General features: G+C 60.1%; 4 protein-coding genes. 1 reads left to right on the top strand and 3 read right to left on the bottom strand.

The window, feature by feature from the left end; genetic code table 11:
* Positions 1–60: 60 nt before the first annotated feature.
* Positions 61–924 (bottom strand): universal stress protein, encoded by an 864-nt coding sequence (locus FEM54_RS28520; protein ID WP_138453854.1) that lies wholly within the window; start codon positions 922–924, stop codon positions 61–63.
* A 149-nt stretch (positions 925–1,073) separates the two neighbouring features.
* On the opposite strand from FEM54_RS28520, the gene FEM54_RS28515 reads away from it, so the two are divergent.
* On the top strand, positions 1,074–1,676 hold the full coding sequence (locus FEM54_RS28515; protein ID WP_058421365.1) for a MiaE family protein: 603 nt from the start codon (positions 1,074–1,076) through the stop codon (positions 1,674–1,676).
* On the opposite strand, the gene FEM54_RS28510 is transcribed toward FEM54_RS28515, so the two are convergent.
* Positions 1,632–2,831: an MFS transporter gene (locus tag FEM54_RS28510; RefSeq protein ID WP_138453853.1), complete on the bottom strand. Its 1,200-nt coding sequence runs from the start codon at positions 2,829–2,831 to the stop codon at positions 1,632–1,634. The two genes, FEM54_RS28515 and FEM54_RS28510, sit on opposite strands and share 45 nt — an antisense overlap.
* Before the next feature lie 28 nt (positions 2,832–2,859).
* Entirely contained in the window at positions 2,860–3,117 is a 258-nt protein-coding gene (locus FEM54_RS28505; RefSeq protein WP_099549611.1) for an AMP-binding protein, read from the bottom strand.
* Between the last annotated feature and the right edge of the window lie 150 nt (positions 3,118–3,267).

The following is a 3,267-nucleotide window of genomic DNA, read 5'->3' as shown; positions in this document are numbered from 1 at the left end:
GGTCGCTATCGCAGGCAAGCCAGCTCCCACCTTTGATCTCCATAGTCTGAAGAGGCTACGTCAGGCCTTGGTGGCCAACTCCTCCAGGTGATCCATCAACGCCTGCGGCTTGAGCACCAGCACATCACTTTCCACCGCATCCAGCACCACCTCCGCCGTATTACCGATCAGCGCTCCGGAAATCCCGGTGCGCGCCACTGTGCCGATAATGGTCACCGCCGCTTGCAGTGTGCGCGCGGCATAGGGGATCAACACATCCGCCGGGCCTTCGTTGATGTGCAAGTGGGTGTCGTCGATATCAAACTCGGCCTGGAACGCCTTGCATTGCTCGCGATAGCGCGCCTCGATAGTTTCCTTGAGCTGGAAGGTCGGGTCTGCTGCTGACAGCATGGGGGACGGGTGAGCGCTGATCACATGCAACTGGGCCTTGGCCAGGCTTGCAATATCGAACCCATGGTCGACGATAGCGTTGTGCAGTGCCTGGTGTTCGCTGTCGGTGTTGCCCACATCAATGGCCGCCAGCACCACCTTGCCGGCCCAGGGCGTCGAGGTTTTTACCAGCAGCACCGGCGTAGGGCAGTAGCGCAGCAGTTTCCAGTCTGCTGGCGTCAGCAGGGCCTTTTTCAATGGGCTGTCCGGGAAGTGCTGCTTGATCACCAGGCCACAGCCTTCGGCCTGCTGCACGTCGATGATGGTTTCATGCAGGCTGTCATTCCACGCCTGCTCGGTGGTCACGCTGTAGCCGTCCTCCTGCAGGCCGGACTTGAGCAGGCTGAGCAGCGCCGAATGCTCGTGCTTTTTGTCGCACACCAGCAAGTGCAGGTGCGCGCCGGTGACCCCGGCAATCAGCTTGGCGCGCTTGAGGGCCAGGCTTTCGGAATGCTCGGGTTCGATAACCACCAGGATGCTGCGGATGGCTTGCATGGTCGGGGTCTCCAAAGGGTGGGCCTGGAACAACTATAGTTGCTGCCCGCCAGACGTCATGTTGATGCACATCAAAGCCAGTAGCTGGTGGTCTGCGGCGGGGTCGGTATAATCGCCGGCCTTTTGTGATCCTTTTGCCCGTGAGCCCGATGAACCTGCCCGAAATCCACGAATTCCTCGGCTGCCGCACCCCCGACGCCTGGGTCCAGGCCGCGTTGGCCGATCAGCACACCCTGCTGATCGACCACAAGAACTGCGAATTCAAAGCCGCGAGCACCGCCCTCAGCCTGATCGCCAAGTACCACGCCCACGTGGACCTGATCAGCATGATGTCGCGCCTGGCCCGTGAAGAGCTGGTGCACCACGAACAGGTCATGCGCCTGATCAAAAAGCGCAAGGTCGAGCTGCGCCAACTGCATGCCGGCCGTTATGCCTCGGGTTTGCGCAAGGTTGTGCGCAGCCACGAGCCGGTCAAGCTGGTGGACACGCTGGTGGTCGGCGCCTTTATCGAGGCGCGCAGTTGCGAGCGTTTCGAAGCCCTGGTGCCGCATTTGGACGAAGAACTCGGCAAGTTCTACTTCGGTTTGCTCAAAAGCGAGGCCCGGCACTTCCAGGGTTACCTGAAGCTTGCCTACCAGTACGGCGACGCCAAGGACATCGCCCAGGTGATAGAACGGGTGCGCGCCGCCGAGCAGGAACTGATCGAGTCACCCGACATCGAGTTCCGCTTTCACAGTGGCGTGCCAGCCTGAGGCGACGGCCACGCCGATCAGCGCGGTGATCCCGGCCAACAACAGGATCACCGTTTGCGTGCCCAGCGGCGCCGCCAGCACGGCGATCAACAGGCCCGCCAGCGGCTGCGCCAGGTTATTGAGCAAGGTGATCACGCCCACTGTCTTGCCGAAGTCCTGCACCGGAATCACCCGCTGGCGGGTGCTGCGCATGTACACGTTGAACATCTTGTCGAAGCCGGTGATCAGTAAAAATCCCAGGGTGTAAGCCCACAGGGTAGGGCTGACGGCCATGACCAGTGCCCCCGCCGCGATCATTGAGTAAGACAGCCCGCCCAGCACCTTCAACGGCAGGCTGGAACGCGCCAGGTAAAACAGAATGACGATGGTCACCACCGCGCCCGCAGCCTGCAACAACGCATAGGCATCTTTGCCGGCGTCGAACAGGCCAGTGACCATGGCCGCGGACGTGGCCAGCGTTACCCCGATGATCAAGTTGACGCCCACCGCCAGGGCAATGACCCGCTTCAGTTCCGCCAGTTTGCGGATATGCCCGAAGGCAATGCGCAGGGGTTGCAGCCAGATATCCTGATGTTGCTCAAAGCTCTCCAGACTGACCGTGGTGTTGCGCTGCCACACCAACATCGCCAGGTCCGCCAGCACAAACAGCCCGGCAATGCCCGCCACCACCCACGGCCATGCCCACACCTCCAGCATCAGCGCCGCCACCAGTGGCCCCAGCACCAGGCCGCTCTGGTCGGCGATCTGCGAGTAGGACAAGGTCTTGGCATAGGTGTAATGCTTGAAGATATGCGGCATCACCACTTCGCGCGCCATGATGCCCTGGGTCGTCAACACGCCGCACAGCGCAGACAGGATCACCAACCAATAGATACCGTCGAACACGCCATACAACGCCACCGCCGCCACGCACGCCAATGCGCGGTAAACCTGGCTGATATGCAGAATGCGCACCGGCGAGAACTTGTCGCACAATGCACCGCACACCGGGAACGCCAGGTAACGCGGCAGTGACTCGACGAAGAACGCCAGCCCCGCCCACGACACACTGTTGGTGGTCTGGAACACGATCAGTGGCACGATAAATAACAGAATCTGGTCCGCCAGCCGCGACAGGAACAGCGAGATAAAAAAAGCCAGGTAGTCCTTGCGCATGGTGCTCTCGTTTCAATCGATCAAAGCGTCAAGTGGGGTGCGTTGCCGCCGTAATTGCGCCCACGCGCAGGACGGCGAGATAAGCGGCAATGAGATCGATGCAGATCGGTGAATACAGGGCGACGCGATCGCCTGGTTGAACACCGCTGGCGACCAGCAGTCGGGCTATTTGTGTCGTTCTTGCTTGAAGCATTCCATAGCTGTAATGGACGGCATCGAGCGCAACAGCGCACTTGTGCGGGTGGCGGGAGGCGTTATGTTCGATGACCTCGTGATACAAAAGCATGGCGTGTACCTGTATTCAATAACACGCTTAAATAAAGACAGAACGGCTGTGTGAGAGCGGTTCGCTAAATTAAATAAAGGCTGTGTTTGAATAAAGCGCTGAGGTAAGCGCCAGGGGTAGCAATCGATAAAAGTTGCGGGTGCACAATAT

The sequence above is a fragment of the Pseudomonas edaphica genome (assembly GCF_005863185.1).
In the GTDB taxonomy this organism is placed as follows: Bacteria; Pseudomonadota; Gammaproteobacteria; order Pseudomonadales; family Pseudomonadaceae; genus Aquipseudomonas; species Aquipseudomonas edaphica.
The sequence above is the reverse complement of the archived record's forward strand: the minus strand, read 5'-3'. Positions and strand labels throughout refer to the sequence as shown.

What these genes read in the sequence shown, in the direction of transcription:
- FEM54_RS28520 (WP_138453854.1), bottom strand. Translation starts at nt 924, where the DNA reads ATGCAAGCCATCCGCAGCATCCTGGTGGTTATCGAACCCGAGCATTCC.
- FEM54_RS28515 (WP_058421365.1), top strand. Translation starts at nt 1,074, where the DNA reads ATGAACCTGCCCGAAATCCACGAATTCCTCGGCTGCCGCACCCCCGAC.
- FEM54_RS28510 (WP_138453853.1), bottom strand. Translation starts at nt 2,831, where the DNA reads ATGCGCAAGGACTACCTGGCTTTTTTTATCTCGCTGTTCCTGTCGCGG.
- FEM54_RS28505 (WP_099549611.1), bottom strand. Translation starts at nt 3,117, where the DNA reads ATGCTTTTGTATCACGAGGTCATCGAACATAACGCCTCCCGCCACCCG.